We start from the raw sequence: 26298 nt of genomic DNA on the forward strand, positions 1-26298 counted from the left end.
ATAACGCAAGTGTGACAAGGTGTGTCCCTGCACGGTACGTTTCCGTGCGCATCTCACATGGTTACACACACTGTTACGGCGCTGATGTGCCGTCGGCCCACGCCGGCATCTGACCCGCACCGACGTGGAAGCCTGGGATCTTCCCGGCTTCGGCGCAACGCCGCCGCCTCACTTCGGTTCCACCAAAGAGGAGTACGTCGACTGGCTCATCGACCGCCTGGAGCGGATCGGCGAGCCGGTGGACCTGGTCGGCCACGACTGGGGCGGCATCCTCACCGCACGCGTCGCCTCGACACGCCCCGACCTGGTCCGTACGTGGGCGCGCGGGAACTGCCCGATCAGTGCCCAGTACGTCTGGCACCCCCTGGCCAAGACCTGGCAGGACCCGGTCGAGGGCGACCGGTACATGAACGAGCTCGAACCCACGGCCTTCGCCAAGGAGTTGGCAGCCGGTTTCGACGTCCCCTCCGAACTCGCCGAGGAGATGGTCCGGCACGTGGACGGACCGATGAAACAGAGCGTCCTGAGGCTCTACCAGATCGAGTTCGGCGAGAAGCTGGCCACCGCGGTGCGCGCATCCCGTTTCCTGCGACTGGACCGCAATCACTGGCCGCTCCTGCAGATGCCGACCGCGGTGGCAGCAGCGCTCGAACTCCACTGGAACCAGCCCGAGTGACCAGCTCACCAGAGCAAGCCACCGCCCGCGGCGCCGTCAGCCCGCCAGACGGGCTTTCCAGATCTCCTCGCTGGGCCATTGCCGGGCCCAGTCGGCGGACACTTCCGAGTAGTCCCGCTCCGTAGGCCGGGGTGCCTGTATCTCCATCAGGTCCTCGACGACGAACCCGCAGGACCGGAGCAGACGAAGCGTCTCGCCGTGCGGCAGGACGAACTGCACATTATTCCCTCCGTTCAGTCGGGTCAGGCCGAATTGCGTGCGGGACAGAGAGGTGGACGCCGATCCCTCGGGCCCCACGCACAGAGCGAACAGGGGTGAGTAGCGCATGAACACCAGTCGGCCTCCGGGAGCGAGGAGCCGGGCTGCCTCCGGGATCCACCGGTAGGGGTCGCACCACAGCGAGGCGCCGTATTCGCTGATCGCCAGGTCGAACGAGTCGTCCTCGTAAGGCACCTTCTCGGCATCGCCCAGGACAAGGGGGAAGTCGATGCCGAACTCCGCCTGCATGGCCCGAGCAGTGCTGAGCTGCTGCTCGGAGAGGTCGATCCCGACCGGATGGGCACCCGCTCTGGCCAGCCAGGCGGAGACATAGGCGGTACCGCAGCCCAACTCGATGGCGCGCATCCCGGCAATGTCGGAGGGAAGCACGGAGGCCTGTGACTCCGGGGTCGCCCACAATCCCCAGCGTGGTTCCACCTCAGCCCAGTGATCACGGGCGAGCGGGCCGTGCCATGCGGCCGCCTGGTCATCCCAATACCGTCGGTTCTGCTCCAGATGGTCCGTGTGGCCGTCATGAGTCATGGAGGCATTTGATCGAAGATGGCCGGTGCCCGGCAACGGAATTGTGGGCACGCCCCTGCCCGGAGGCTGCTGCGGCTCATGGACGAGTTGCCGCCGTTTCCGGAGCCGTGAATGTGTGGTCGACAACCGGGTCCCATAACCTCGTACATACGTAGCACAGGACGTTGGGTGCCGTGTGTATCGATATTGGGGAGGCCTTGGTGTTCGGTAGGCGCGCGGGGTTGTTCGCGGGCGCGGTGATCGTCGCGTGCATGGCGCTCGTCGGCTCCGGTGCACTGGGCGGTGCTCTCTCCGGCAGGTCGGAGCCCGCCGGCGCGGTCAAGAAGGTCGTTCCCAACCGGGTGATGACGTGGAATCTGTGCAACCCGTGCGAGGAGAGCAACGTCGATCGGGCGGCGGAGATCGCCGAGTACGCGCCGCAGGTCATTGCCGTGCAGGAGGCGTGCGCGCCTGACGTGAAGAAGATCCGCGATTACCTGGAGAGCCTTTTCGGGCTGGTCTACCACGTCGAGTACGGGTCGGTCCTGCAGAACTGGGGTCGCTGCGGGGGAGCGCCGTGGAATCCGGGAGGCTACGGTCAGGCGCTTCTGTCGGCGGCTCCGATGACGGATCGCGTCAACGTGGAGTACCCCGACGGCGGATCCGAGGACCGCGGCTACATGGCCGTCACCACCAAGGTGGGCGGCCAGTCCGTCCGGGTCTTCAACACCCACTTCGCCGAACGACGGCAGGAAGAGATCCGGGCGAAGCAGGCCGGCGTACTCGCCAAGGAAATCGCCCGGCACGACCGTGCCATCGTCCTTGGCGACTTCAACGCCGTGCCGGACGCTCCCGAGCTGTCCCCGATCTGGGCGCTGGCCACGGACACCGACCCGCAGTGCCGTCCCGCCTCCGTCGGCGTCTGCAAGCCGACCACCGAGTGGCAGAGCAAGTTCGACTACGTCTTCCTACGAGGCATCACCCCGCTCAGGCACAGTGTGGAACCCAGCTCGTACTCCGACCACTACGTGCTGCACAGCGACCTGAACCTGTCGTAAGGCGTCCGGCCCGTCCAGGTGGCCGCGGCGGCCTGGACGGGGTCGGTCGGCTCAGCCGTTGTACGGGGCGGTGACGTCCAGGACCCAGGTGACGCCGAAGCGGTCGGTGAGCATGCCGTACAGCGGCGCCCACGGCGCCTGCTCCAGCGGGCGCACGACGGTCGAGCCCTCGGCGAGCCTGCCCCACAGGGCACTGATCTCGTCGCTGGCGTCACCGCGTACGGAGACGAAGAACGGGTTCTCGCCCTGGTTCCAGGGCAGCTGCGAGGGCACGTCGTAGGCCATGATGTGGAAGCCGTTGTCGCCGGCCACCTCGCCCCACATCACCCAGTCCGCCTCGCTCTCGTTCTGCACGGCGCCCGCGTCCTTGTAGGTCACCGCGACGGTGCGTCCGCCGAAGACGGACCGGTAGAAGTCCAGCGCCGCACGCGCGGTGCCCCGGAAGTTCAGGTGCGTGGTGGTCGTGACGGACATGATCTGCTCCTTGCCTCAAGTGACGAAGACGTAGGTCACCCTGGCGGAGGTAGCGGACAGGATGTGTCCTGTACTGCAGGCAGGATGGATCTCATGCACAAGACATCCTCCCGACTGCTCGCGCTGCTCTCGCTGCTGCAAACGCACCGTGACTGGTCCGGCGAGGATCTCGCCGGGCGTCTCGACATCACCTCGCGCACCGTGCGCCGTGACATCGATCGGCTGCGTGAACTCGGCTACCGGATCACGACCGTCAAAGGACCGGCCGGCGGATACCGCCTGGACGCCGGCACCCACATGCCGCCCATGCTGTTCGACGACGGCCAGGCCGTTGCGCTGGCGGTCGCGCTGCAGACCTCGGCCGCCGACGCGACCGTCGCCGAGGACGCCACCCGCGCCCTGGCCACGCTCCGCCAGGTGATGCCATCCCGCTTGCGCCACCGCATCGACCTGCTGCGCATCACCGCTGTCCCACCACCCGTGGCCCGCGATGCCCCTCAGGTCGACACGCATGTCCTGGTGGAGCTGAGCCGCGCCATCCACGCCCGTGAGGAACTGCGCTTCGACTACACCCTGGGCCCAAGCACCTCAGTCGACGATCTCCGCCGCGTAGAACCCCACCACCTGGTCACCCGGCTCAATCGCTGGTACCTCGTGGCCTGGGACCTGGACCGCGAGGACTGGCGTACGTTCCGCGTCGACCGTATCCGGCCCCGCACCCCCACCGGCCCCCGCTTCACCCCGCGCGAACTCCCCGGCGGCAGCGTCTCCGCCTTCATCACCGGCCGGTTCCGCGGCAACGACGGCGCCACCACCGACTGGCCCTGCCAGGGCGAAGTCGTCCTCCACCTCCCAGCCGTCGAGATCGCGCCCTTCGCCCAGGACGGAATCGTCGAGGAACTCGGTCCCCACCACTGCCGGCTCACCCTCGGCTCCTGGTCATGGACCGGACTCGCCGCCGCCATCGGCCGCTTCGACACCGAGATCGAAGTCATCGGCCCACCCCAACTGGCCACGGCATGCGCGGACCTCGCCGCCCGCTACGCCCGCGCCGCACGCGCGGCAGGGCCAGAGTGACCGTGTCTCTCGTGCGGCGGGCTTGTTGGCTCGGGCGAGGATGTCGAGAACGGCCCGGCGGCCTCGTCCGGGCTACGTACGGATCACGGAGGGGAGCAGGGGTAGTTGTTGCCGGTACCCAGCACGATGGAATTGGTCGGGCTCAGATTCTGGGGGAACCCCCACCCCGCGGAGATGATGGTGGTTCCTCTGCCAGTTCCGTTGTACCCGGTGCACAGCTCCACCCAGGCGTCGTCGTACTGGTTGTTCATCACGTAGTGGTCGCCGTACTGGTTGCTGAGGTTGTGCGGACCATAGGCCCAGTAGACACCGCCGTTCTGGATACCCGAGTTCGGGTCGGCGTTGTTGTAGAGGCACACGGCTCCGTACGGGCATCCGTAATCGGTGTGAGTCGCGGACGCGGGCCCGGCGGTGACGGCGATGAGCGACCCAGCTACCGCGACGGCGGAAACCGCGATCCTCGTGAGTTTGCTGAAAATCGCGAGTACCTCCTTGTAGTTGCTGGTCAGCAGTTGCGGATCGACCAGACGGGCTCCCAGTCCACGTCGGGTGCGTCCGTGCTGACCGGGAAGGTCTGGATCACGTCGCCGTTCTGACCGTAGGTCGTTGCCTGGGCGTCGTCGGTCTGGCTGTTCTTGACCTCGCCCGTGCCATGCCAGTTCGACAGGTAGTAGCGGTCGCAGTCGTACAGGAAGAAGACCCGCCACTGGTTGACCGTGGGGTCCCAGACGCCGGCACAGAAGTTCCCTGTGTCGCAGGTGAGGTGGCTGCCGGAGGGCACCAGCTGTGAGGGGGCGGCCGGTGAGATCGTCGGAGCGACGGCGGACGTGGCGAACGACGCCGCCTGGGCCGTGCCGGAGGCGAAGACGGAGGCCAGCACCAGGGTCATGGTGCCGACCGCAGCGAGGAGGGATCGCTGGGGACGCATGGGCTGCGTTGCTCCTGTGGGTGTCGAGCGGAGTGGTCCTCTGCGAGATCGGGCCGTTGCGGACTGAGAGAGGGGGGTGCGCACAGCAACGTAGAGGCCGGTCGGCCCCAACGGTCCCTGACAGATGTCAGGGACCCGCACCGAGTCCTGGAGGACAGAGCGACGCTGCCGGCCTCGCTCTTTCACGACGGCGGTCGCCGAGCGGATTGTCAGCCCGGCTCGATAGCATGCGACGCATGGCCATCAAACTTGAGAACGTCGGCATCGCCGTCCGCGACCTCGAAGCAACGATCGCCTTTTTCACCGACCTCGGTCTCACGGTCCTCGGCCGTGACACGGTCAGTGGTGAGTGGACCGACACCGCCGTCGGCCTTGATGGCAATCACGCCAACATCGCGATGCTCCAGACGCCGGACGGTCAGGGTCGCCTTGAGCTCTTCGAGTACATCCACCCCGAAGCGATCGAGACGGAGCCCACTCTTCCCAACGAGATCGGCATGCATCGCGTCGCCTTCTCGGTCGACGACATCGACAAAGCCCTTGAGGCAGCCGCGAAGCACGGATGCCGTCCGCTTCGCGGTGTGGCGACCTATCAGGACATCTACAAGCTCACGTACCTCCGCGGTCCCAGCGGCATCCTTGTGATGCTCGCCGAGGAGCTGAAGAAGAACTGACGGCTAGTGGCCGTAGCGGTTCTTCAGATGCCGCCAGAAGTCCCGCGGCATCCACTGGTGCGGCTGCCGACCTTCAGCGAACTGGTTCCCAGTCGCCACTGGGAGCCGAAAGGTTGCCGTCGTTCTCACACTTCGAATTGAAGTGATGTGCGTCACGCCGGAATTGCGCTCGATGGCATCGATTGACTTGTTACCGAAGGTAATAACTGTGCTCTTTTGAAGCCTAACCGGGAGCTTGTCGCCGTGAACGGCTCATTCGACTGCTCCGTGGTGCCGGTGATCGCGGTTGCGGAGGAGCCCTTCCGGGCTGGTCGCGAGTGGGTGCGGGCGTTGCAGGGGGCGTGCGAACGGCGGTCGCTCGACTCCCGAGGGTCATTGCGCCAACACCCGTCAGCGGCACGGGCGTTCGTTGCCCGGTGTGCTGAGCGATCCCCATAATGACCGGGCTCGCCAGGGCCGAGGCGAGCCGTTGTGCGCACCCGGTCTCGCTACGGGGTGCTGCTTTTTGCTGCACAATTCCGGATCACCGAATGAGGCCACGTATGAGCAAGCACCGTCAGAAATCGAAACGCCAGAAAATAGCCGGTGCCGCGGTAGCCGTCGTGGTTGTGGGCGCTGTGGGCGTTCCTTCGATCGCCCAGGCAAGCGGTAGTGGGCTGGGAGGCTGGCGGGTCGTCTCGTTCCCCTGGTGGGGAGGGGGCAAGGCGGATCCCGTAGCCGATCCGACGCCCTCGGCGTCACCGGTCGCGTCCGCCTCGGGCACCTCGGCCACGTCTGCTCCGTCCGGCGCCCCGGGGGGCCTCTCCCTCCAGCGCCGCCCCGAGCGCGTCGCCGTCGGTATCCAGCAGCCCGTCCGCCACGCCCACCTCCGACTCGCCCGACGAGTCCACCTCGCCTTCGGCCTCTCCGAAGGCCACAAGCTCCAGCAGCGCCCCTAGCCCCTCCGCCGGCAGTGCCGCTCCCGGACCCACGGATCGTGTGCTGGTTCTCGTCAACGCCGAGCGCGAAAAGGCGGGTTGTGCCGCTGACCGAGAACGCCAAGCTCACCAAGGCCGCTCAGGACCACAGCCAGGACATGGCCGATCACGAGAACATGTCCCACACCGGTTCCGACGGGTCGTCCATGAGTGACCGGCTCGCCCGCGTCGGGTACAAGTTCAGGTCGGCGGGCGAGAACGTCGCCTACGGGTACAGCACTCCCGAGAGCGTCATGGACGGCTGGATGAACAGCTCCGGTCACAAGGCCAATATCCTCAACTGCGGCTTCAAGGAGATCGGTATCGGCCTGGCCCAGCCGGGCTACTACTGGACGCAGGACTTCGGCTCGGCCGCGTAGCCGTAAGAGGAATCAGCAGGTCCCCGGCCTGTCGTTGCTCCGGCCCGAAGTTCAACGCTTCTGGCCGGAGGGGGGAGCGGCAGCACCCCGAACTCGGTGCCCGGGGGCCGGCGGCTTCGCCGAGCACGCCCTGAAGGAGTTGCTTCCGCGCCGACAACCGGCCGGTTCGGGCGGCAGAGACGCGTCACTCACGTGTCCGGCCGGCGTGCGGCGACCGGCAACGGTCGATCTCCTGGGATGCACCTCCCCCCAGCCGTCGCCCGGGAACGTGGCCCCTCGCCGGACGTCGTGGCCTTCTGGGGCGTGCTGACCGGCGCGGTCGCCGCCGTCATGCTGCTCATCGGCGGCGGCAGGGGCGACGCACTCACCGGACTGCGGAACCTCACCATCCTCGCGGCGGACCCCTTCATCCCGGCTCGCGCTCACCCGGGATCTGCGCCATGCCCCGTCCGTCATCCGCGGCCGCCAGTACAAGGAGGCCTCGAGACGGCCGTCATCGCCGGCCACGAGCGGTACGACGGCGACCTCATGCTCCGTATCGGACCGGCTTCGCCGAACGACAGCGCGGCGCCCGCGGAGCCCGCGGCACCCTCCGCCCGCCGAGGCCGCAGGGACCTGTGCCCGGCGGGGTCCGGTGAGCCGACACTCTTCGGCCACGGCCACGGCCACGGCCCCGTCCGCATTCGCGCTGCTCGACGGCGAAGCCGTACAGCCGCCAGAACCCCCGTCGCGTGCCTTGACCGCCGCTCGGTGCTGCATGATGCTGTGTTGCGACACATGAGATGCGTGCCGTAATGAGCAACATCTGATTCGAGTCTCGACCAGCCGAGGAGTGGCCATGACGCACCAGGTGCGTGCTGTCGTCGCGCGGGGCAAGGGTGCCCCCGTCAGCCTGGAGACGATCATCGTGCCCGACCCGGGGCCGGGCGAGGCGTTGGTGAAGGTCGAGGCCTGCGGGGTCTGCCACACCGATCTGCACTATCGCGAGGGTGGCATCAACGACGACTTCCCGTTCCTGCTGGGCCATGAGGCGGCGGGTGTCGTGGAGGCGGTGGGGGAGGGCGTCACGGATGTCGCCCCCGGTGACTTCGTCATCCTCAACTGGCGCGCGGTGTGCGGGCAGTGTCGAGCGTGTCTGCGGGGCCGGCCGTGGTACTGCTTCGACACCCACAACGCGAAGCAGAAGATGACCTTGCTCGACGGCACCGAGCTGTCGCCGGCGCTGGGTATCGGCGCGTTCGCCGAGAAGACGCTGGTGGCGGCGGGGCAGTGCACGAAGGTCGACCCGGCCGCGTCGGCGGCCGCCGTGGGTCTGCTGGGGTGCGGGGTGATGGCGGGCCTCGGCGCCGCCATCAACACCGGCAACGTCGGACGCGGTGACACGGTCGCGGTGATCGGATGCGGGGGCGTCGGGGACGCCGCGGTGGTGGGGTCCAGCCTCGCGGGCGCGGCGCGGATCATCGCCGTCGACATCGACGACAACAAGCTGGAGACCGCCCAGAAGCTGGGTGCGACCCACACCGTCAACTCCAGGAACGCCGACCCGGTCGAGGCGATCCGTGAGCTGACCGGCGGTTTCGGCGCCGATGTCGTCATCGAGGCGGTCGGCCGCCCGGAGACGTACAAGCAGGCCTTCTACGCCCGCGACCTCGCCGGCACCGTCGTCCTCGTCGGCGTGCCCACCCCGGAGATGAAGCTCGAACTTCCCCTCCTGGACGTTTTCGGCCGCGGCGGTTCGCTGAAGTCCTCCTGGTACGGCGACTGCCTGCCCTCGCGGGACTTCCCGATGCTCGTCGACCTCTACCTGCAGGGCCGCCTGAACCTGGACGCCTTCGTCACGGAGACCATCGCACTCGACGAGGTGGAGAAGGCCTTCGAGCGGATGCACGGCGGCGACGTCCTGCGCTCGGTGGTGGTGTTCTGATGGCGGCCCGCATCGAACATCTCGTCACCTCGGGCACGTTCTCGCTGGACGGCGGCACCTGGGACGTCGACAACAACGTGTGGATCGTCGGCGACGACGACGAGGTGATCGTCATCGACGCCGCGCACGACGCCGAGGCCATCGCGGCGACCGTCGGCGGACGGACCCTGCGGGCGATCGTGTGCACCCACGCCCACAACGACCACATCGACGCGGCGCCCGCACTCGCGGAGCGCACCGGCGCCCCGATCCTGCTCCACCCGGACGACCTGCCGCTGTGGAAGCAGACCCACCCCGACCGCTCGCCCGACGGCGAATTTGCCGACGGCTGGGTGCTCGCGGTGGCCGGCGTCGAACTGACCGTGCTGCACACCCCCGGGCACGCCCCGGGTGCGGTCTGCCTCCACGCCCCCGCCCTGGCGGCGCTGTTCAGCGGCGACACGCTGTTCGCCGGTGGACCCGGGGCGACGGGACGGTCGTACAGCCACTTCCCGACCATCGTCGACTCGATCCGGGACCGGCTGCTCACGCTTCCCGGCGAGACCGTCGTATACACCGGACACGGGGACACGACCACCGTCGCCGCCGAGGCTCCGCATGTGCAGGAGTGGATCGACCGCGGCTTCTGACGCCCGCGGACGTCCCCTATATACCCGTATGGACCCGCCGTATCGGCTCGCCGCTGTCGCGAGCCGATACGGCGGGCTGCTGTTGTTCTATGTGAACTTGGTTCTGTTGTACGCAACAAGATGAACGGCTCACAGTGCTCTCTGAATGCCTTGACAAGGTTTCTGGCCGACCCCAGACTGATGTTGCGCTTACCGCAATCCGTTTCGCTATACGCACCGAGGTGTCATGATGATTCCCGCGTGCCGTCTCGCGGATCTCCCGCGAGGTGAGGCCCACCGGCTCGACACAGATCCGCCGGTCTCGGTGTTCCACACCGACGACGGCGAGCTCTTCGCCATCGACGACACCTGCACCCACCAGGACGCCTCGCTCGCCGACGGCTGGCTGGAGGGCTGCGAGGTGGAATGCCCGCTGCATGCCTCGAAGTTCGACCTGAGGACCGGAGCGGTCGACGCCCCGCCGGCCAAGCTGCCGGTCCGGACGCACGAGGTCTTCGTCGAGGACGGCATGGTCTACGTCCGGGTGTCCACGGCGGCACCCAACCTCCCGCCCTGCATATCTGCCCGGCTCGCCGGGGGTCCCGCGTGAGGACCGTCGCCGTGGTCGGCGCCTCGCTGGCCGGTCTGTCGGCGGCGCGCTCACTGCGCAAGCAGGGCTACGACGGGCGGCTCGTCGTCATCGGGGACGAACTCCACCGGCCCTACGACCGGCCCCCGCTCTCCAAGGAGTTCCTGGCCGGCACCCTCGGTGAGACCGAACTCTCCCTGGAGGCCGGTGACGAGGACCTGCGGGCGGAGTGGCTGCTCGGTACCCGCGCCGTCGGACTCGACCGTACGGACCGCGCGGTCCGGCTGGCCGACGGACGTGAGGTGCGCGCCGACGGCATCGTCATCGCGACCGGGGCGGCGGCCCGCACCCTTCCCGGCTCCGAGGGCCTGGCGGGAGTGCACACCCTGCGCACCCTGGACGACGCCCGCGCCCTGCGGGACGAACTGGCCCGCGGCGGACGGCTGGTGGTGATCGGCGGCGGCTTCATCGGCGCCGAGGTCGCCTCCACGGCGTACGCCCTCGGTCTGGACGTGACCGTCGTCGAGGTGGCCCCGACGCCGCTTGCCGCGCCGCTCGGGGAGGCCATGGGCGCCGTCGTCTCCGCCCTCCACACCGACCACGGCGTACGGCTGTTGTGCGGCGTGGGGGTCAAGGGGCTGAGCGGGGAGAGCCGGGTCGACGCCGTCCTGCTCGAGGACGGCCGCAGCGTCCCGGCCGACATCGTCGTCGTCGGTGTGGGTGCGCGTCCGTGCGTCGAGTGGCTGGCGGGATCCGGCGTCGAGCTCGACAACGGCGTCAAGTGCGGTGCCGACGGCCGCACCACCCTGGCCGGGGTGGTCGCGGTCGGTGACTGCGCCAACTGGTACGACCCGCGCGCGGGCTTCCACCGCCGTGTCGAGCACTGGACCGGCGCCCGGGAGCGGCCCGACGCCGCGATCGCCACGCTGCTGGCGGGCGGCGCGGTGGAACCGGGTGTGCCCCGGCCGCCGTATTTCTGGTCCGACCAGTACGGCGTGAAGATCCAGTTCGTCGGGCACGCGGCGGCCGCCGACAGCGTGACCGTCGAGGCGGGCACCGCGGACGGCCGTGACGTGCTGGCCGTCTATCGGCGCGCCGGAGATCCGGTCGCCGTGCTCGGCATGAACCAGCCGCGGCTGTTCACGCGCTGGCGCAAGCAGCTCGCCGCCGCGGGCTCTTGACACCGCCTCTGGCACATCCCATGCTGCGGTTGCATATGGCACGCAGCGTTGCTCCATACACAACACCGTCCGGAGTCGCTCTTCCCGGCGCGTGAATGACCCCTCCATGACGTTCTCCGAGGAGTGCCCCGTGACCTCGACCGGTCTGCCGGACAGCCTGATCGCCACCCTCCCCGGCTCCTCCTACACGGATCCGCAGATCTTCGCGCAGGAGCAGGAGCGCATATTCGAGACCATGTGGTTCTGTGTCGCGCGCGCCTCCGAACTGGCCCGGCCCGGCGCCTTCCGCACCGTCGACGTCGGCCGCGAGAGCATCCTCGTCACCCGGGCGCGTGACAACTCAGTCCGCGCCTACTTCAACGTCTGCCGGCACCGCGGCGCCAAGCTGTGCACAGAGGAGTCCGGCGAGGTCAAGCGGGCCTTCCAATGTCCGTACCACGCCTGGACCTACGGCCTCGACGGCAAGCTCGTCGCGGCGCCCAACCTCACCAAGATGCCCGACGTCGGCCGTACCGAGTACGGCCTGGTGAGCGTGGCCGTGCGTGAATGGCTGGGCTATGTGTGGGTGTGCCTCGCGGAGAACCCGCCGTCCTTCGAGGAGGACGTCATCGGCGAGGTGGTCTCCCGTCTCGGCGACGTGGAGTCGATCGAGCGCTACGACATCGACAATCTGTCGGTCGGCAGGCGCATCGTCTATGACGTGAAGGCCAACTGGAAGCTCATCATCGAGAACTTCATGGAGTGCTATCACTGCGCGACCATCCACCCCGAACTCACCGAGGTGCTCCCGGAGTTCGCGGACGGTTACGCGGCGCAGTACTACGTGGGCCACGGGGCGGAGTTCGGTGAGGAGGTCCAGGGCTTCACCGTGGACGGCTCGGAGGGTCTGGACCGCATTCCGGGGGTGGCCGAGGATCAGGACCGGCGTTACTACGCGATCACCGTCAGGCCGCAGGTGTTCATCAACCTCGTCCCCGACCATGTGATCTTCCACCGGATGTACCCGGTGTCCGTCGACCGCACGATCGTCGAGTGCGACTGGCTCTACCTCCCGCACGTCGTCGAGAGCGGCAAGGATGTCAGCCGGTCCGTGGAGCTCTTCGACCGGGTCAACCGGCAGGACTTCGACGCGTGCGAGCGCACACAGCCCGGGATGAGCTCCCGGATGTACGCCAAGGGTGGCGTACTGGTACCCAGTGAGCACCACATCGGTGCCTTCCACGACTGGGTGAACGAGCGTCTGGGCACGCCCCTGGGGTGACTCAGCCCAGGTAACCCATCCGGTGGCTGATCTCCTCGGCCCCCTTGAGGAGCACCGGGGAGACCTCGTGCAGACGCTCCTCGGTGAAGCGGTACGCGGGTCCGGAGGCGCTGAGTGCGGCGATGACCGTGCCGTCGCGGTCGCGGACCGGGGCGGCCATGGCGTGCAGGCCGATCTCCAGCTCCTCGAGGGTGAAGGCGTAGCCGCGCTCCCGGGCGTCGGCCAGGTTCTTCTCGAGCTTCGTCTTCGCGGTGATGGTCCGCGCGGTGACCTTCTTCATGCCGGTCTCGGTGAGCAGCGTCGTGCGCTCCTTGGCCGGCATGTGGGCCAGCAGGATCTTGCCGCTGGACGTGGCGTGCAGCGGGGTGAGCTGGCCGACCCAGTTGTGCGCGGTGATGGCCCCCGGACCACGCACCTGGTACAGGTTGATCGCGTAGTGCTCCTGCATGACCGCGATGTTGACGGTCTCGCCGATCTCCTCGGCGAGCCGCTCGCAGATCGGGCGGCCCTGCTGGGTGATGTCGATACGCCCGGTCACCGCGCCGGCCAGCCGCACGATGCCGAAGCCGAGGCGGTACTTGCCGCGCTCGCCCGCCTGCTCCACCAGACCGCGCGCCTCCAGTGCCCCGAGCAGGCGGAACGCGGTGGACTTGTGGACGTCGATCTCGCCCGCCACCTCACTGACGCCCGCCTCGCCACGCTGAGCGAGGATCTCCAGGACGCTGATGGCACGGTCCACGGACTGCACGCCGCCGGCTTGTGAATTCGACGTTTCTGTGTCAGTGCTGTAGTTGCTCACAGTGAAACTATACGCGTAGTAAACAACACGACTGCAAGTAACGGCACCGAAACAACGTCCCCGAAGTTGCGCCGTTCGCAACCTGGTGCGTATAACGCTACGGCGCTAGCATGCCTCGCATATCTACGGCGCGAGCGAGACGAGGCACCATGGCTCCCCTGCAATACGACTTCGTCATCGTCGGCGGCGGATCGGCCGGCAGCGCACTGGCGAACAGGCTCTCCGCGGACCCGGCGAACCGGGTGCTGGTTCTGGAGGCCGGCCGGTCCGACTACCCGTGGGACGTCTTCATCCAGATGCCCGCGGCGCTGACGTATCCCATCGGTAGCCGGTTCTACGACTGGAAGTACGAGTCCGAGCCCGAGCCCCACATGGGCGGCCGCCGCGTCTACCACGCCCGCGGCAAGGTGCTGGGCGGCTCCAGCAGCATCAACGGCATGATCTTCCAGCGCGGCAACCCCCTGGACTACGAACGCTGGGCGGCCGACCCGGGCATGGAGAGCTGGGACTACGCGCACTGTCTGCCGTACTTCCGGCGGATGGAGAACTGTCTCGCCGCCGACCCGGACGACGAGTTCCGCGGCCACGACGGCCCCCTCGTCCTCGAACGCGGCCCCGCCACCAACCCGCTCTTCACCGCTTTCCAGAAGGCCACCGAGGAGGCCGGCTACGCCCCCACGGACGACGTCAACGGCTACCGGCAGGAGGGCTTCGCCAAGTTCGACCGCAACGTCCACCGCGGGCGCCGGCTGTCGGCCTCCAAGGCGTACCTCAAGCCGGTGCGCAAGCGCCCCAACCTCACCGTCAAGACCCGCACCCTGGTCACCCGCGTCCTCTTCGAGGGCAAGAAGGCCGTCGGCGTCGAGTACCAGCGCGGCAAGGGCGCCCCCCAGCAGGTCCGCGCCAGGGAAGTCATCCTGTGCGGCGGCGCCATCAACTCCCCGCAGCTGCTCCAGCTCTCCGGCGTCGGCAACGCCGAGGAACTGCGCGCCCTCGGCATCGACGTCGTCCACGACCTCCCGGGCGTCGGCGAGAACATGCAGGACCACTTGGAGGTGTACATCCAGTACGCCTGCAAACAGCCCGTCTCCATGCAGCCCTACCTGGCGAAGTGGCGCGCCCCCTTCATCGGCCTGCAGTGGCTCTTCCGTAAGGGTCCGGCCGCCACCAACCACTTCGAGGCCGGCGGCTTCGCCCGCAGCAACGAGGACGTGGAGTACCCCAACCTGATGTTCCACTTCCTGCCGATCGCGGTCCGCTACGACGGCTCCGTGCCCGCGGGCGGCCACGGCTACCAGGTGCACGTCGGGCCCATGTACTCCGACGCCATCGGCTCGGTGAAGCTCAAGAGCAAGGACCCGCGCGAACACCCGGCCCTGCGCTTCAACTACCTCTCCACCGAGCAGGACCGCCGCGAATGGGTCGAGGCGATCCGGGTGGCCCGCAAGCTGCTCAACCAGCCCGCGCTCGCCCCCTTCAACAACGGCGAGGTCTCGCCCGGACCGTCGGTGGAGAGCGACGAGGAGATCCTCGCCTGGGTCGCCAAGGACGGCGAGACCGCGCTGCACCCGTCCTGCACCTGCAAGATGGGCACCGACGAGATGTCCGTCGTCGACCCCACCAGCATGCGCGTGCACGGTGTGGAGGGACTGCGGGTCGTCGACGCGTCGGTGATGCCGTACGTCACCAACGGCAACATCTATGCCCCCGTGATGATGGTCGCGGAGAAGGCCGCCGACCTGATCCTCGGCAAGGAGCCGCTCGCGCCCTCGAAGGCCGCGTTCTACCGCCACCGCGACGCCCAGAAGCAGGCGGGATAGACGTTGGCCGCCACAGGGCTACGGGCGCTGCTGGACAGCGTCCGCTACGAGGTGCTGCCCGCCAAGGCGACCGAGGACAAGGTCCTCGCCCATGTGCCGCGCGACGTCGTCGTCACCGTGACGGCGTCGCCGGTCAAGGGCCTGGAGCCGACGCTCGCCCTGACCGAGCGGCTCGCGGCGCACGGTCACCGCGTGGTCCCGCACGTGCCCGCGCGGCTGCTGCGCGACGAGGTCCACCTGAAAGAGGTCGCCGACCGGCTGCGTGAGTGCGGGGTCGACGATGTCTTCGTCCCGGCGGGAGACGCCGATCCGCCCGCCGGCGCCTACGAGGGCGCGCTGCCGGTGCTGCGCGCACTGGGCGAGCTGGGCAGCCCGTTCGCACGGGTCGGCGTCACCGGCTATCCCGAGAGCCATCCCCTCATCCACGACGACATCACCATCCAGTCGATGTGGGACAAGCGCGAGCACGCCACCTACGTCGTGAGCAACCTCTGCTTCGATCCGCGGGTCCTGGGGGAGTGGATCGCCCGGCTGCGGCGCCGCGACGTCACCCTGCCCGTGCATGTGGGCGTCGCCGGGCCCGTGCAGCGGGCCAAGCTGCTGGCCATGGCGACGAAGATCGGAGTGGGGGAGTCGACGCGCTTCCTGACGAAGCACGCCTCGTGGTTCGTGCGGTTCGCGGCACCCGGCGGGTACGCGCCCGAACGGCTGCTGACCCGGGCCGAACAGGCCCTCACCGCGCCCTCGGCGGGCGTGGCCGGTCTGCACCTGTTCACGTTCAACCAGATCGCCGAGACGGAGCGGTGGCGTCGCGAGCTGCGGGACCGGCTGGGCGGCTGAGCGACTCGCATACGAAGGGGGCGGGGCCGCAATCCGGCCCCGCCCCCTTTATTGGTGCCGCTCAGCGGAAGACCACCGTGCGGTTGTCGTCCACCATCACCCGGCTCTCGCTGTGCCACTTCACCGCGTGCGCGAGGACCTGGGCCTCCACGTCGCGTCCGACCGTGACCAGGTCGCCGGGGTCGAGCGAGTGGTCCACGCGGATCACGTCCTGCTCGATGATCTGCCCCTCGTCCAGGTCCGAGGTCACATAGTGCGCCGTCGCGCCGACCAGCTTCACTCCGCGCTGGTAGGCCTGGTCGTAGGGTCGGGCCCCCTTGAAACTGGGGAGGAAGGAGTGGTGGATGTTGATGGCGCGGCCCTCGAGCTGCTTGCACAGGTCGTCGGAGAGGATCTGCATGTACCGGGCCAGCACGACCAGGTCGATGTCCAGGTCGCGCACCAGCTCCAGCAGGCGTGCCTCGGCCTGGTCCTTGGTGTCCCGGGTGACCGGGACGTGGTGGAAGGGGATGCCGTAGGTCTCCGCGAGCCCCTCGAAGTCCCGGTGATTGGAGACGATCGCGGGGATCTCGATGTTGAGGGCGCCGGTGCGCTTGCGGAACAGCAGATCGTTGAGGCAGTGCCCGAACTTGGACACCATGATCAGCGTCCGGGTCGGTGTCGAGGCGTCGCTCAGCGCCCAGGTGATCCCGTAGGCCTGGGCGACCGGACCGAACCGGTAACGCAGATGTTCCAGATCGGCGTTCGGATCGGAAACGTCGAAGTGGACCCTCATGAAGAACCGGCCCTGAAGTCGGTTGTCGAACTGCTGGCTTTCCAGGATGTTTCCGGAGTTCCTGACGAGAAAGCCGCTCACGGCGTGGACCAGTCCGGCGCTGTCGGGGCACGAGAGGGTGAGGACGTACTCACGGCCGGGTTGTGGGCGAGGGGACATGTGCGGCCTCCGTTGGTGCGTATTGCACAACAAGGTGAGCGATACGCAACATGGTCGGCGCGGTGCGGCCCGCGGTCAAGGGTGGTCGGGCAAGTGGTCTCAAGGTGAGAACGGCATAGGCGAACCCCTTGACGTCTGTCCGGACATTCGCCACTGTGTTCCACCACAAGCAATTGGGTGCATGATGCGCAACGAATTTCTGTTGAAAGGCTCGGCGCGTGGCAGACCTGTATGTGGCTGGCGAATGGCGGGATCCGGTGGCCGGCGGGCACCGGGAGATCCGATGTCCCGCTGACGGCTCCCTCGCGGCGACCGTCTCGGAAGGGACACGCCCCGACACCGAAGCGGCGATCGCCGCCGCCCGCCGCGCCTTCGACGAAGGCCCCTGGCCGGGCACCCCCGAACGCGAGCGCGGCGCGCTGCTGCTGCGTACCGCCGACATCCTCGAGCGCGACGCCAAGGAGTTCGCCCGCGCCGAGTCGCTGGACACCGGCAAGCGGCTGGTGGAGAGCGAGTACGACATCGCCGACGTCGTCTCCTGCTTCCGCTACTACGGCGGGCTCGGCGGCACCGATGCCGGCCGTGCGATCGACACCGGCCGCGACGACGCCGTCAGTCGTGTCGTGTACGAGCCGGTCGGCGTGTGTGGTCTGATCACTCCGTGGAACTACCCGCTGCTGCAAGCCAGTTGGAAGGTCGCCCCGGCCCTCCTGGCCGGCAACACGATCGTCCTCAAGCCCAGCGAACTTACCCCCTCCACCTCGATCCTGCTCATGAAGGCGCTCGAGGAGGCCGGGATCCCGGCCGGCGCCGCCAATCTCGTCCTGGGCACCGGCCCCGAGGTGGGCGCCCCGCTCTCCGAGCACCCGGCCGTCGACATGGTCTCCTTCACCGGAGGCCTGGAGACCGGCAAGCGCATCATGGCGACCGCCGCGGCGGGCGTGAAGAAGGTGGCGCTGGAACTCGGCGGCAAGAACCCCAACGTGGTCTTCGCCGACGCCGACTTCGAGACGGCAGTGGACTTCGCCCTCACGGCCGTCTTCCTGCACTCCGGGCAGGTCTGCTCGGCCGGCGCCCGGCTGATCGTCGAGGACTCCCTGCACGACGCCTTCGTCGACGAGGTCGTCCGCCGCGCCGGACTGATCCGCCTCGGCGGGCCCTTCGACCCCGACGCGGAGACCGGCGCGCTGATCTCCGCACAGCACCTGGAGAAGGTCGAGGCGTATGTCGCCGCGGGCCTCGCCGAGGGCGCCGTACTGCGCTGCGGCGGTGCGCGCCCCGACGACCCGGCCCTCACAGACGGCCACTACTACCCGCCGACCGTGCTCGACGAGTGCCGGCAGGACATGCGGGTGGTGCACGAGGAGTCCTTCGGACCCGTGCTCACCGTGGAGCGGTTCACCGACGAGGACGACGCCGTACGCATCGCCAACGACACCGAGTACGGACTCGCCGGAGCCGTGTGGACGCAGGACGCCGGCAAGGCCCAGCGGGTCGCCCGGCGGCTGCGGCACGGCACGGTGTGGATCAACGACTACCACCCCTATGTGCCGCAAGCGGAATGGGGTGGCTTCGGGCACTCGGGCGTGGGCCGGGAGCTGGGACCGACCGGCCTGAACGAGTACCGAGAGCCCAAGCACATCTGGCAGAACATCCAACCCCGGCCGCAGCGCTGGTTCAGCGGCTGAACGCCGAAAGAAGGTCGAACGTGACCACACAGACCGAGGTGCCACCGCGGCGCGGCACGCCCCAGGACTCGGGCTCCACCCCGGTCATATCCGTGCGCCGGCTGTGGAAGGTGTTCGGGCCGAAGGCCGACCAGGTGCCGGACTCCGAGGAGCTGCGCGGACTGACCCGCCGTGAGCTCATGGACCGCACCGGGTGCACCGCCGCCGTCCGCGACGTCCACTTCGACGTCTCGCCCGGTGAGGTGTTCGTCGTCATGGGTCTGTCGGGCTCCGGCAAGTCCACGCTGGTGCGATGTCTCACCCGGCTGATCGAACCCACCGCCGGTGAGGTCGTCTTCGAGGGCGAGGACATCCGCAAGGCCGACGACAGGCGGCTGCGCGATCTGCGGCGCCGCAAGTTCTCCATGGTCTTCCAGCACTTCGGTCTGCTGCCCCATCGTCGCGTCGTCGACAACGTGTCGTTCGGCCTGGAGATCCGGGGCATGAGCAGGGCCGAGCGGAACAAGCGGGCCCTGGAGGTCGTCGAGCTCGTCGGCCTCTCGGGCTACGAGAACTCCTACCCCGACCAGCTCTCCGGCGGTATGCAGCAACGCGTGGGCCTCGCCCGGGCGTTGGCGGGCGACCCCGACGTACTCTTCTTCGACGAGCCGTTCTCCGCGCTCGACCCGCTGATCCGCCGTGACATGCAGAACGAGGTCATCCGGCTGCACCACGAGGTCGGCAAGACGATGGTGTTCATCACCCACGACCTCTCCGAGGCCCTCAAGCTGGGCGACCGCATCCTCATCATGCGCGACGGCAAGATGGTCCAGTGCGGCACCGGCGACGAACTCGTCGGCGCCCCCGCCGACGACTACGTACGCGAGTTCGTGAAGGACGTGCCGCGCGGCGACGTGCTCACCCTGCGGTGGATCATGCGCCCCCTGGCGGACGGCGACGAACTGGACGGACCCGAACTGGGCCCGGACGTCGTGGTCAAGGAGGCCACCCGGGCGGTGCTCGCGGCCGACAAGCCGGTCAAGGTCGTGGAGAACGGCAAGCTGCTCGGCATCGTCGGCGACGAGGAGATCCTCGCGGTGGTCGCCGGGCAGGAAGGCGGCGCGTAATGACCGTCGTCATGGAGAAACCGGAGAAGACCGGGGCCGCGGAGGAGCCGGCGCCCGTCAAACCCGTGCGCAGGGTCAGCCGGTCCATGGTGATCGCCGCGATCCTCGTGGTCTGGCTGGTGCTCTTCGCCGTACTGCGCGGCAAGCAGACCCTCACCCTGGCAGCGGCCGACCTGACAGATCTGCACCGGTGGTTCAACGACGTCAACGACTCGATCGGCGCGAACCGCAACTCCAACCCGCTCTTCCTGTACTTCTTCAACGAGATCCGCCTGGTCATCGACAACGTGGTGACCTTCGTACAGGAGCTGATCTCCCAGCCGACCGGCGACCGGCCCGTCCCGCAGATCGGCTGGCTCGGCGTCGTCGGCATCGTGGGCTTCGGCTCCTGGGCCGTCGGCAACTGGCGGGTCGCGCTCCTCGCGGTGGCGGGCTTCACCTTCCTGGGCCTGCAGGGCCTGTGGCAGGAGAGCATGGACACCCTGGCGCTCACCGTCTCCGCGGTCTTCGTGGCGCTGCTCTTCGCGATCCCGCTGGGCGTGTGGGCAGGGCTGTCCGACCGGTTCAACCAGATCGTGACGCCCTTCCTGGACCTCATGCAGACGATGCCGACCTTCGTCTACCTGGCCCCGCTGACCCTGTTCTTCCAGATCGGCCCGGCCTCGGCCACGATCGCCACGCTGATCTACGCGGCGCCGCCGACGATCCGCATCACCGCGCACGGCATCCGCTCCGTGCCGCACACCACGGTCGAGGCGGCCGACTCGCTCGGCGCCACCCGACGGCAGTCCCTGACGAAGGTGCTGCTGCCGATGTCCAAGCGGACCGTGGTGATGGGCGTGAACCAGACCATCATGGCCGCCCTGGCCATGGTGACCATCGCCGCCCTGATCGACGCGCCCGGCCTCGGTAAGACCGTCCTGCAGGCACTTCAGTCGCTGGATGTCGGCACCGCCTTCAACGCGGGCCTGGCCATCGTCGTCCTGGCGATCGTGCTGGACCGCGTCACCACCGCGGCGAGCACCCGCGCGGAGTCGGCGCGGCGCTCGAAGAACCGCTTCCTGGCCTGGCGGCGCCCGCTGCTGGGCGCGGGCGCTGTGGTCACGGCGGTTCTGATCTATCTCTCGCACACCTATCTGTGGGCGGCGGAGTTCCCCGGCGAGGGAGGCACGGGCAGTGCCATCCGCAGTGGGGCGGACAACGTGACCACCTGGGCGCAGGACAACCTGTCGGGTCTGACCAACGCGTTCCGGGACGCCATCACCAACGGCCTGCTCAACCCGTTCCAGTCGCTGCTCACCGACTCCCCGTGGTGGCTCGTCGGAGCCGCCCTGATCGGGATCGGCGTCGTCCTCGGCGGCCTGCGCGCCGGCATCACCACGGCCGTGTGCGTGGGGCTGCTGGTCGCCACCGGTGTGTGGTCGGACAGCATGACGACGCTGGCGTCGACCGCCGTCGCCACGGTGCTCGTGATGCTTCTCGGCATCTGCTTCGGCGTCTGGATGGGCCGCAGCGCCCTGGCGGACCGGCTGCTGCGGCCCACGCTGGACGCGGCACAGGTCATGCCGCCGTTCGTCTATCTCGTCCCGTTCCTCGCGCTGTTCGGTGCGACCCGCTTCACCGCGATCGTCGCGGCCGTCGTCTACGCGGCCCCCGTCGCCATGAAGATCATCGCTGACGGCGTGCGGAACGTGCCCGCCACCACCGTGGAGGCGGCCACCTCTGCCGGGTGCAACACCTGGCAGATCATCACCAAGGTCCAGCTGCCGATGGCACGCAGCGCCCTGACCCTCGCGACCAACCAGGGCCTGATCTACGTGTTGTCGATGGTCGTGGTGGGCGGCCTGGTGGGCGCGGGCGCCCTCGGCTACGACGTCGTGGCCGGATTCTCGCAGGGGCAGTTGTACGGGAAGGGGCTCGCCGCGGGGCTCGCCATCGTCCTTCTCGGTGTCATGTTCGACCGGATCACTCAGGCAGCGGCTCGCCGCACCTCCGCATAAGGAGCACCACACCATGGCAAGACATTGGCGGGCCGGCGCGGCCGGCGTGGCGATACTCGGCCTCACCCTCACGGCCTGCGGCGGCGCGAAGGTCGGCGACGACTCCGCGGGATCCGGTGAGTCCGGCAAGTGCGGCACCTTCAACCTCGCGGTCAACCCGTGGGTCGGCTACGAGGCGGACGCGGCCGTCCTCGCCTACGTCGCGCAGAACGACCTCGGCTGCAAGGTCAACTCGAAGAACCTGAAGGAAGAGATCGCCTGGCAGGGGTTCGGGACGGGCGAGGTCGACGCCGTCGTGGAGAACTGGGGCCACCCCGACCTGAAGAAGAAGTACATCACCGACCAGAAGACCGCCGTGGAGGCCGGCTCGACCGGCAACAAGGGCATCATCGGCTGGTACGTGCCGCCGTGGCTGGCCAAGGCGCACCCCGACATCCTCGACTCCAAGAACCTCAACAAGTACGCGTCGAAGTTCAAGACCTCAGAGTCGGGCGGCAAGGGCCAGCTCCTCGACGGTGACCCGTCGTTCGTCACCAACGACGAGGCGCTGGTGAAGAACCTGAAGCTGGACTTCAAGGTGGTGTACGCGGGCAGCGAGACCGCGCTCATCCAGGCCTTCCGCAAGGCGGAGAAGAACAAGGAATGGGTGATCGGCTACTTCTACGAGCCGCAGTGGTTCCTCTCCGAGGTGCCGCTGAAGAAGGTCGCACTGCCCGCCTACAAGGACGGCTGCGACGCCGACGCGGAGAAGGTCGCCTGCGACTACCCCGTCTACGACCTGGACAAGATCGTCAGTGCCAAGTTCGCCAAGTCCGGCAGCCCCGCCTATGACCTGGTGAAGAACTTCAACTGGACCAACGACGACCAGAACCTCGTGGCGAAGTACATCGCGGTCGACAAGATGACCCCCGAGGCGGCCGCCAAGAAGTGGGTCGAGGCCAACCGCGACAAGGTGGACGCCTGGCTCAAGTAGCCCCGGCGGACCAGGAGTCGAGGACCGTTCGAACATGCCCGGTGGACGGTGCGCACCCCGCGCGCACCGTCCACCGGGCATTGCCTTGTCACGCCCTGTTTTCCGAGGTCCCGGCCCCCTTGACACCCACCTGCACGGAAGGCACATTGAGTTGCGCAACCTGAATCACGTTGCGCAGACAGCAACTCGATCGGCTTGACTGGTCAACAATCCGGAGGTGCGGCGATGGCGGGACCCCGAGTGGTCATCATCGGAGCGGGTGTCGTGGGAGCGGCCCTCGCGGACGAGATCTCCGCGCGCGGCTGGACCGAGGTGACCGTGGTCGACCAGGGCCCGCTGCCCGCCACCGGGGGTTCCTCGTCGCACGCCCCGGGGCTGGTCTTCCAGACGAACTCCTCCAAGACCATGACCGAGCTGGCCCGCTACACGGTCGAGAAGTTCTGCTCCCTCGACGTGGACGGCAAGCCCTGCTTCCTCCAGGTCGGCGGCCTGGAAGTGGCGACCACCCCCGAGCGCCTGGTGGAACTGCGGCGCCGGCACGGCTGGATCACCGCCTGGGGCGTCGAGAGCAGGCTGCTGAGCGCCGACGAGTGCGTCGAACAGCACCCCCTGGTCAACCGGGACAGGGTCCTCGGCGGTCTGCTGGTCCCGACGGACGGCCTCGCCAAGGCCGTCCTCGCCGTCGAGGCGCAGATCCGCCGGGCCACCGAGCGCGGCGTACGCTTCCTGGCCCGCCACGAGGTCCTCGACATTCAGCAGAGCGACGGCCGCGTCACCGGCGTCCTCACCGACCAGGGCGAGATCCCCGCCGACATCGTCGTGTGCTGCGCCGGCATCTGGGGCCCGAAGATCGCCCGCATGGCCGGCATGAACCTCCCGCTCACCCCGCTCGCCCACCAGCTCGCCTGGACCGGCCCGGTACCGGCGCTCGCCGGCCAGACCGAGGAGGCCGTCCGCCCGATCCTGCGCCACCAGGACGCCGACCTCTACTACCGCGACCGCTTCGACGGCATCGGCATCGGCTACTACGGCCACCGCCCGATGCCCATCACGGCCGACGACATCCTCTCCGTCGACGAGGCCGACGAGATGCCGTCCGTCCTGAAGTTCACCGAGGAGGACTTCGAGCCGGCCTGGACCGAGACCCAGTCCCTCCTCCCCGCGACGAAGGACGCCAAGGTCGAGGAGGGCATCAACGGCCTCTTCTCCTTCACCACCGACAACTTCCCGCTGCTCGGCGAGTCCCAGGGCGTCAAGGGCTTCTGGGTCGCCGAGGCGGTCTGGGTCACCCACTCCGCGGGCGTCGGCCGGGCGATGGCCGAATGGCTGGTCGACGGCCACTGCTCGTCCTTCGACCTGCACGAGTGCGACGTCAACCGCTTCGAGCCGCACCAGCTCGCCCCGGAGTACGTCCTGGCCCGCGACTGCCAGAACTTCGTCGAGGTCTACGACATCCTCCACCCCCTCCAGCCCTCGGGCGACCCGCGCCCGATCCGCAAGAGCCCCTTCTACGCCCGCCAGGAGGAGCACGGCGCGTTCTTCCTGGAGGCGAACGGCTGGGAGCGCCCCCAGTGGTACGAGGCCAACGCGGGCCTGGTCGAGGGCCGTTCCATCCCCACGCCCAACGACTGGGCCGCGCAGTACTGGTCGCCCATCGTCGGCGCCGAAGCCCAGGTGACCCGCGAGACCGTCGCGATGTACGACATGACGGCCCTCAAGCGCCTGGAGGTCGCCGGACCCGGTGCCGCGGACTTCCTGGAGCGGCTGGTCACCGGCAAGGTCGCCAAGTCGGTCGGCTCGGTGACGTACACCCTGGTGCTGGACCACGACGGCGGCATCCGCAGTGACATCACCGTCGCCCGCCTCGCCCGCGACCTCTTCCAGGTCGGCGCCAACGGCAACCTCGACCTCGACTGGTTCACCCGCCGGCTCCCCGCCGACGGCACCGTCCAGGTCCGCGACATCACCCCCGGCACCTGCTGTATCGGCCTGTGGGGTCCCCTGGCCCGCAAGGTCCTCCAGCCCCTGACGGACGAGGACTTCACCAACGACGGCCTGAAGTACTTCCGCGCCAAGCGCGCCTACATCGGCAGCGTCCCCGTCACCGCGATGCGCCTGTCCTACGTCGGCGAACTCGGCTGGGAGCTGTACACCACCGCCGACCAGGGCCAGAAACTCTGGGACACCCTCTGGCAGGCCGCGAGGCCCCTCGGCGGGATCATCGCGGGCCGCGGCGCCTTCAACAGCCTCCGCCTGGAGAAGGGCTACCGCTCCTTCGGCACCGACATGACCTACGAGCACGACGCCTACGAGGCCGGCGTCGGCTTCGCCGTCAAGCTCGACAAGGGCGACTTCATCGGCAAGGAGGCCCTGGAGCGCCGCAAGGAGAGCGTGGGGCGCAAGCTGACCTGCCTCACCGTCGACGACCCGCAGGCGGTCGTCCTGGGCAAGGAGCCGGTGTACGACGGGGACCGCGCGGTCGGCTACGTCACCAGCGCCTCCTACGGCTACACGATCGGCAAGGGCATCGCCTACGCCTGGCTCCCCGCCGAACTCACCGCCCCGGGCACCACCGTGCACATCGGCTACTTCGACCAGCGCATCGAGGCCGTCGTCGCCGAGGAGCCCCTGTTCGACCCCACCATGTCCCGCCTCCGTGGCTGACCTGCCGCGTCGGCTTCGACAGAAGGAGCACAGCCGGTGACTGCACAGCTGCTCGACGGCAAGGCCACCGCCGCCGACATCCGTCGCGAACTCGCCGAGCGCGTCGCCAAGTTGACCGCCGGCGGCGAGCGCCCGCCGGGCCTCGGCACCGTCCTGGTCGGCGACGACCCGGGCAGCCACGCCTACGTCGCAGGCAAGCACCGCGACTGCGCACAGGTGGGCATCGCCTCCTTCCGCCGCGAACTGCCCGCCGACGCCACCCAGAAGCAGGTCGAGGAGGTCATCGACGAACTCAACGCCGACCCGGCCTGCACCGGCTACATCGTCCAGCTGCCGCTCCCCAGGCACCTGGACGCCAACGCCGTACTGGAACGCATGGACCCGGCCAAGGACGCCGACGGCCTGCACCCCGTCAACCTCGGCCGACTCGTCCTGGGCGTGGAGGCCCCGCTGCCCTGCACCCCGCGCGGCATCGTCGAACTCCTCCGCCGCTACGACGTACCCCTCGCCGGAGCCCGGGTGTGCGTGATCGGCCGCGGCATCACGGTCGGCCGCCCGATCGGCTTGCTGCTCACCCGCCGCTCCGAGAACTCCACCGTGACCCTGTGCCACACCGGAACCAAGGGCCTGGCCTGGCACGTACGCGAGGCGGACATCGTCATCGCGGCGGCCGGCTCGCCCGGGCTGATCACCAAGGACATGCTGCGCCCCGGCGCCGCGGTCCTGGACGTCGGCATCACCCGCACCGACAACGGCCTGGTCGGCGACATTCACCCGGACGCGACAGAGATCGCCGGATGGGTCGCACCGATGCCCGGCGGGGTGGGCCCCATGACGAGGGCGATGCTGCTGGCCAACGTCGTCGAGGCCGCTGAGAGGAACGCGAGCACCGTATGAACCTGTCCCTT

At 68.7% G+C, this 26298-nt stretch carries 25 protein-coding genes and 1 pseudogene; 20 read left to right on the forward strand and 6 right to left on the reverse strand.

Going from position 1 to position 26298, the window contains the following annotated elements:
* The first annotated feature begins 124 nt into the window (after positions 1-124).
* Entirely contained in the window at positions 125-676 is a 552-nt protein-coding gene (locus tag OHU89_RS44840; protein ID WP_405651457.1) for an alpha/beta fold hydrolase, read from the forward strand.
* A 36-nt stretch (positions 677-712) separates the two neighbouring features.
* Here OHU89_RS44840 and OHU89_RS44845 read toward each other — a convergent pair whose 3' ends face one another.
* The gene (locus OHU89_RS44845) at positions 713-1477 is read right to left on the reverse strand and encodes a class I SAM-dependent methyltransferase (protein WP_405651460.1); all 765 of its coding nucleotides are present in this window, start codon (positions 1475-1477) and stop codon (positions 713-715) included.
* Between the two features lie 200 nt (positions 1478-1677).
* On the opposite strand from OHU89_RS44845, the gene OHU89_RS44850 reads away from it, so the two are divergent.
* Positions 1678-2514: an endonuclease/exonuclease/phosphatase family protein gene (locus tag OHU89_RS44850; RefSeq protein WP_405651463.1), complete on the forward strand. Its 837-nt coding sequence runs from the start codon at positions 1678-1680 to the stop codon at positions 2512-2514.
* Positions 2515-2565: 51 nt separating this feature from the next.
* Here OHU89_RS44850 and OHU89_RS44855 read toward each other — a convergent pair whose 3' ends face one another.
* On the reverse strand, positions 2566-2988 hold the full coding sequence (locus tag OHU89_RS44855; protein WP_405651466.1) for a VOC family protein: 423 nt from the start codon (positions 2986-2988) through the stop codon (positions 2566-2568).
* Between the two features lie 93 nt (positions 2989-3081).
* Here OHU89_RS44855 and OHU89_RS44860 point away from each other — a divergent pair, with 93 nt between their 5' ends.
* Positions 3082-4065 carry a helix-turn-helix transcriptional regulator gene (locus tag OHU89_RS44860; protein ID WP_405651469.1) on the forward strand — a complete coding sequence of 328 codons (984 nt, stop codon included), beginning with the start codon at positions 3082-3084 and terminating at the stop codon, positions 4063-4065.
* Between the two features lie 83 nt (positions 4066-4148).
* Here the strand turns inward: OHU89_RS44860 and OHU89_RS44865 are convergent, their stop codons facing one another.
* Both OHU89_RS44865 and OHU89_RS44870 read right to left on the reverse strand, forming a co-directional pair.
* Positions 4149-4424, reverse strand: a complete 276-nt coding sequence (locus tag OHU89_RS44865) for a hypothetical protein (RefSeq protein WP_405651472.1) — start codon at positions 4422-4424, stop codon at positions 4149-4151.
* A gap of 146 nt (positions 4425-4570) precedes the next feature.
* Positions 4571-4993 (reverse strand): hypothetical protein, encoded by a 423-nt coding sequence (locus tag OHU89_RS44870; protein WP_405651474.1) that lies wholly within the window; start codon positions 4991-4993, stop codon positions 4571-4573.
* A gap of 236 nt (positions 4994-5229) precedes the next feature.
* On the opposite strand from OHU89_RS44870, the gene OHU89_RS44875 reads away from it, so the two are divergent.
* The 9 genes and pseudogenes from OHU89_RS44875 to OHU89_RS44915 all read left to right on the forward strand — a co-directional run bounded on the left by OHU89_RS44875 (position 5230) and on the right by OHU89_RS44915 (position 12566).
* A complete protein-coding gene (locus OHU89_RS44875) occupies positions 5230-5667 on the forward strand; it encodes a VOC family protein (protein ID WP_267013937.1) in 438 nt (145 codons plus the stop codon).
* A gap of 542 nt (positions 5668-6209) precedes the next feature.
* The gene (locus OHU89_RS44880) at positions 6210-6605 is read left to right on the forward strand and encodes a hypothetical protein (RefSeq protein ID WP_405651476.1); all 396 of its coding nucleotides are present in this window, start codon (positions 6210-6212) and stop codon (positions 6603-6605) included.
* A gap of 80 nt (positions 6606-6685) precedes the next feature.
* Positions 6686-7003 carry a CAP domain-containing protein gene (locus OHU89_RS44885; protein ID WP_405651479.1) on the forward strand — a complete coding sequence of 106 codons (318 nt, stop codon included), beginning with the start codon at positions 6686-6688 and terminating at the stop codon, positions 7001-7003.
* 273 nt (positions 7004-7276) lie between these two features.
* Positions 7277-7570: pseudogene (locus OHU89_RS44890) on the forward strand (BCCT family transporter); the annotation flags it as partial.
* A 271-nt stretch (positions 7571-7841) separates the two neighbouring features.
* Complete coding sequence (locus OHU89_RS44895) at positions 7842-8927, forward strand: S-(hydroxymethyl)mycothiol dehydrogenase (RefSeq protein ID WP_405651482.1); 1086 nt, start codon at positions 7842-7844, stop codon at positions 8925-8927.
* Positions 8927-9556: an MBL fold metallo-hydrolase gene (locus tag OHU89_RS44900; protein WP_405651485.1), complete on the forward strand. Its 630-nt coding sequence runs from the start codon at positions 8927-8929 to the stop codon at positions 9554-9556. The genes OHU89_RS44895 and OHU89_RS44900 overlap by 1 nt, the downstream gene beginning before the upstream one ends.
* Positions 9557-9782: 226 nt before the next feature.
* Positions 9783-10145: a bifunctional 3-phenylpropionate/cinnamic acid dioxygenase ferredoxin subunit gene (locus OHU89_RS44905; RefSeq protein ID WP_266819118.1), complete on the forward strand. Its 363-nt coding sequence runs from the start codon at positions 9783-9785 to the stop codon at positions 10143-10145.
* Positions 10142-11305 (forward strand): NAD(P)/FAD-dependent oxidoreductase, encoded by a 1164-nt coding sequence (locus tag OHU89_RS44910; protein ID WP_405651488.1) that lies wholly within the window; start codon positions 10142-10144, stop codon positions 11303-11305. Before OHU89_RS44905 ends, OHU89_RS44910 begins: the two co-directional genes overlap by 4 nt.
* Positions 11306-11435: 130 nt before the next feature.
* Positions 11436-12566, forward strand: a complete 1131-nt coding sequence (locus OHU89_RS44915; RefSeq protein WP_405651490.1) for an aromatic ring-hydroxylating dioxygenase subunit alpha — start codon at positions 11436-11438, stop codon at positions 12564-12566.
* Position 12567: 1 nt separating this feature from the next.
* On the opposite strand, the gene OHU89_RS44920 is transcribed toward OHU89_RS44915, so the two are convergent.
* The gene (locus OHU89_RS44920; protein WP_405654926.1) at positions 12568-13314 is read right to left on the reverse strand and encodes an IclR family transcriptional regulator; all 747 of its coding nucleotides are present in this window, start codon (positions 13312-13314) and stop codon (positions 12568-12570) included.
* A 200-nt stretch (positions 13315-13514) separates the two neighbouring features.
* Between OHU89_RS44920 and betA the strand changes: the two genes are divergently transcribed.
* Together betA and OHU89_RS44930 are read left to right on the forward strand one after the other, a co-directional pair.
* Positions 13515-15185, forward strand: coding sequence for a choline dehydrogenase (gene betA, locus OHU89_RS44925; RefSeq protein WP_405651492.1), 1671 nt, complete (start codon positions 13515-13517; stop codon positions 15183-15185).
* Positions 15186-15188: 3 nt separating this feature from the next.
* Positions 15189-16025, forward strand: a complete 837-nt coding sequence (locus tag OHU89_RS44930; RefSeq protein ID WP_266883957.1) for a 5,10-methylenetetrahydrofolate reductase — start codon at positions 15189-15191, stop codon at positions 16023-16025.
* Between the two features lie 61 nt (positions 16026-16086).
* Here OHU89_RS44930 and purU read toward each other — a convergent pair whose 3' ends face one another.
* The gene (gene purU / locus OHU89_RS44935) at positions 16087-16959 is read right to left on the reverse strand and encodes a formyltetrahydrofolate deformylase (RefSeq protein WP_046263185.1); all 873 of its coding nucleotides are present in this window, start codon (positions 16957-16959) and stop codon (positions 16087-16089) included.
* Positions 16960-17177: 218 nt separating this feature from the next.
* Here purU and OHU89_RS44940 point away from each other — a divergent pair, with 218 nt between their 5' ends.
* The 6 genes from OHU89_RS44940 to OHU89_RS44965 all read left to right on the forward strand — a co-directional run bounded on the left by OHU89_RS44940 (position 17178) and on the right by OHU89_RS44965 (position 26287).
* Positions 17178-18647, forward strand: coding sequence for an aldehyde dehydrogenase family protein (locus OHU89_RS44940; protein ID WP_405651497.1), 1470 nt, complete (start codon positions 17178-17180; stop codon positions 18645-18647).
* A gap of 20 nt (positions 18648-18667) precedes the next feature.
* Positions 18668-19753 (forward strand): glycine betaine/L-proline ABC transporter ATP-binding protein, encoded by a 1086-nt coding sequence (locus OHU89_RS44945; protein ID WP_405651499.1) that lies wholly within the window; start codon positions 18668-18670, stop codon positions 19751-19753.
* Complete coding sequence (locus OHU89_RS44950; RefSeq protein WP_405651502.1) at positions 19753-21753, forward strand: ABC transporter permease; 2001 nt, start codon at positions 19753-19755, stop codon at positions 21751-21753. Before OHU89_RS44945 ends, OHU89_RS44950 begins: the two co-directional genes overlap by 1 nt.
* Positions 21754-21766: 13 nt before the next feature.
* On the forward strand, positions 21767-22726 hold the full coding sequence (locus tag OHU89_RS44955) for an ABC transporter substrate-binding protein (protein ID WP_405651505.1): 960 nt from the start codon (positions 21767-21769) through the stop codon (positions 22724-22726).
* Positions 22727-22951: 225 nt separating this feature from the next.
* Positions 22952-25390 (forward strand): FAD-dependent oxidoreductase, encoded by a 2439-nt coding sequence (locus tag OHU89_RS44960; protein WP_405651507.1) that lies wholly within the window; start codon positions 22952-22954, stop codon positions 25388-25390.
* Positions 25391-25426: 36 nt separating this feature from the next.
* Positions 25427-26287, forward strand: coding sequence for a bifunctional methylenetetrahydrofolate dehydrogenase/methenyltetrahydrofolate cyclohydrolase (locus OHU89_RS44965; protein ID WP_405651509.1), 861 nt, complete (start codon positions 25427-25429; stop codon positions 26285-26287).
* The last annotated feature ends 11 nt before the right edge of the window (positions 26288-26298 follow it).

The organism is Streptomyces sp. NBC_00019, from assembly GCF_045041015.1.
GTDB lineage: Bacteria > Actinomycetota > Actinomycetes > Streptomycetales > Streptomycetaceae > Streptomyces.